The organism is Streptomyces sp. NPDC058579 (assembly GCF_042718575.1).
Lineage (GTDB): Bacteria > Actinomycetota > Actinomycetes > Streptomycetales > Streptomycetaceae > Streptomyces.
In genome coordinates, this window is the sequence record NZ_JBHXPI010000077.1 from 1 (window position 1) to 3,059 (window position 3,059).

At 69.9% G+C, this 3,059-nt stretch carries 2 protein-coding genes; one reads left to right on the top strand and one right to left on the bottom strand.

The features are described 5' to 3' along the window. Positions 1–135 precede the first annotated feature (135 nt). A complete protein-coding gene (locus ACFWRO_RS36575) occupies positions 136–1,359 on the bottom strand; it encodes a serine hydrolase domain-containing protein (RefSeq protein WP_384518874.1) in 1,224 nt (407 codons plus the stop codon). 317 nt (positions 1,360–1,676) lie between these two features. Here ACFWRO_RS36575 and ACFWRO_RS36580 point away from each other — a divergent pair, with 317 nt between their 5' ends. Beyond that, a complete protein-coding gene (locus ACFWRO_RS36580) occupies positions 1,677–2,717 on the top strand; it encodes a vWA domain-containing protein (protein ID WP_384518877.1) in 1,041 nt (346 codons plus the stop codon). Positions 2,718–3,059: the final 342 nt, after the last annotated feature.

Sequence of the window (3,059 nt, forward strand, 5' to 3'; positions counted from 1 at the left end):
CCTTCGAAGCCCCCCCCCTTATCTGCCCCACCCCCCGGGGCCCCGGGGGGCCCCCCCCGGCCCCCCCGCGGCCCCCACCACAGCAACAGCTCCGCTGCCGCACCCGGCGGGCCGGCCCTGCCGGCTACCGCACGGTCAGCGTCGCAGTAGGGCGCAGACGAAGTCCTCCTGGACCGCGCGGACCTTGGCCAGCAGCTCCGGCTTGAGGCTCTTGCTGGTCTGGGTGTTGATCGAGAACGTCAGGGACCGCTTGCCGTCCGCCGTGCCGGCCGCCAGCTGGGTGTAGCCGGGGAAGTTGCCGGTGTGACCGTAGACCGTGCCGCACCGTGTCTTGTAGCGGAAGATGGCCAGTCCGCCCGCGTTGACGCCGGGGCCGGCGGGCTCCGACGCGGCGCCGGGGATGAAGGTCCGCTGCTGGTGGCGGGTCTCCCGGGACAGGAAGCCGGGTCCGCCGGCCCAGGCACGGACGAAGGCGTTGAGGTCGTTCGGTGTCGAGACGATGCCGCCGGAGGCCCAGACGCCCGACGCGCTGAGGACCTCGCTGATGTCCTCCGGCGGGGCGGGCGGAGTCACGTCGTAACCGTGGAGGTACGGCCTCGGCAATCGGTAGCCCTGAGGGAGGCTGGTCTCCTTCAGGCCGAGGGGCCGGTACACAAGCTGGTCGAGCAGCTTCTCGTAACGCTGTCCCGTGACCGCCTCGGCCATCAGCGCGACCGCGATGTTGTCGGAGTTCGAGTACTCGTACCGCGATCCCGGCGGGAACACCAGGTCCTCCCCGGCGACGAAGTCGAGCAGCCGGCGGGAGTCGAAGTGGTGTCTGGGGTCCTCCTGCAGGATCTCGAGGAACGCGGGCGCCGTCGAGAAGTCGGGCAGCCCGCTGGTGTGGCTGAGCAGCTGGCGCAGCGTCACCTGGTGCCAGGCGGCGGGCAGTGAGGGCAGGAGTTCGCCGATCGTGTCGTCGAGGTCCAGCTTGTCGCGGTCCACCAGGCGCAGGGCGACCGCCCCGCTGAACGCCTTGGCGACGCTCGCGATCCGCATGTGGTCGGTGGTACGGGGCGGGCGGCCGGTCGCGATGTCGGCTACGCCCGCCCGGTAGACCGCCGTCCGGTCGCCCTGCCGCAGCAGCGCGATCACTCCGGGCGGGCCTCCGGCGGTACGGACGAGGTCGTTCAGCCGCTTCTGCAGGGCGCTGTCCTGGGGTGGCGGTGGCGTACCCGTGGCTTGCGCGGGCTGGACCACGACGGCGAGTGCGGACGCGGCCAGGGCAGCCGCCAAGAGACGCAGACGTACGTGCGAGCGGGAACGGTCTCCACGGTGTGCCGGCACGGGGGCTCCTTCACGGTGATGCCGGATGGACATGCACCCGGTCAGGGTGTCCGACCCAGCATCAGACGCGGCTTCGAGACCTGCCTGTCCGATACTCCATCCGGCGCAGACACCCCGTGGGGACGACATGGGGAGGCGATGGTCGGGACGGCTTCTCTGCCGGGCAGCACCTCCGGCGGGCCGACCGAATCCTCGCTTCCTCCGCCGGCGTGCCCAGCATCCGGGCACCTCAGCGCGCGGCCTCCAGCTCCTCGCCGCGCAGGGCCGGCGGCTTCGGTCTGGGAGCCAAGATCGATTGTCAGTGGTGGGTGAGACGGTAGGTACATCAAGTCGCAGGACGGGGAGTTGCCATGTCGGGAAGTCAGAACTACATCAATCACGTCGCGCTCGTGCTGGATGCCAGTTCATCCATGTCGCACCTGAGTCGCAAGGTCGTCGAAGTCGCCGACCAGCAGATCGCCTATCTCGCACGGCGTTCCAGGGAGCTGGAGCAGGAGACCCGTGTCACGGTCTACGTCTTCGCGGACACGGTCGAGTGCGTCATCTACGACAAGGACGTGCTGCGGATGCCGTCGCTGAAGCAGATGTACCGGGCCGGCGGCATGACGGCTCTGCTCGCGGCGGCGCTGAAGTCGCAGCGGGAGCTGGCGCAGACCGCCCAGTTGTACGGCGACCACAGCTTCCTGACGTTCGTGCTGACCGACGGGCAGGAGAACGCGAGCCACCGTTGCCCGGACGCCCCTGCCAGGGATCCGCGTGAACTGGTCAAGGCCGTGTCCGAGATGATCGGGACGCAGGAGGACAACTGGACCCTGGCCGTTCTCGTACCGGACCAGATGGGCAAGCGCGAGGCCATGCAGTGCGGGTTCCCGAAGGAGAACATCGCGATCTGGGACGCCACGAGCACCCAGGGTCTGGAGGAGGCCGGGCAGGTCATCCGGGAGGCCACCGAGAAGTTCATGATGGGCCGGGCCCAGGGCATCCGTGGATCGCGCGCGGTGTTCTCCACCGGCGCGGAGGCCGTAAACAAGGACACCATCGAGGCAGCCGGTCTCGCCCCGGTCAATCCCTCGCAGTACCAGCTGATCCCGGTGGCCCGTGACGCGGCGATCCGGGACTGGGTCGTCGAGTGCGGGCACACCTACCGCACCGGTGGCGCGTTCTACCAGCTGAGCAAGGCGGAGAAGGTCCAGGCACGCAAGCAGATCGCGGTGCTGGAGAAGAAGACGGACCGGGTCTACACCGGGCCGCAGGCCCGGGCCCTGCTCGGTCTGCCGGACACCGAGGTACGCGTCAAGCCGGACCACAACGACGACTTCACCATCTTCGTACAGAGCACCAGCGTCAACCGGAAGCTCGTCCCCCACACGCGGCTCCTGCTGATGATCTGACACATCGACAGCCGTCGCGCCGTTCCTGTCTGTGCCACCGGCCAGGGTGGGATTGCACCGCCGTGGGGTTCCGGCGGAGATGCCCCGGCAGGGTGGCCGACCCCGCGTTGACCGGCGGCCAGACGAGGCCGCGCCGCGATTCGGTCATGCGCGCCGCGCCCAGGCCGACGAGTCGACGCGGGTACGGGTACGGGTACGGGGTTGTCCCCACGGTCGACCACTGAACGTGCCGCACTGGGGGGGGCGGGGGGGGCGTGTAGTTGGGGGGGTGCCCCCGCCCCTACCCCCCCCCCCCCGGGCCCCCCCCAGAACACGGCGGGCGGGTGAAGGACAAAAACCACC

Coding starts and splice junctions, on each gene's coding strand:
- ACFWRO_RS36575 (WP_384518874.1), bottom strand. CDS start 1,359: ATGTCCATCCGGCATCACCGTGAAGGAGCCCCCGTGCCGGCACACCGT.
- ACFWRO_RS36580 (WP_384518877.1), top strand. CDS start 1,677: ATGTCGGGAAGTCAGAACTACATCAATCACGTCGCGCTCGTGCTGGAT.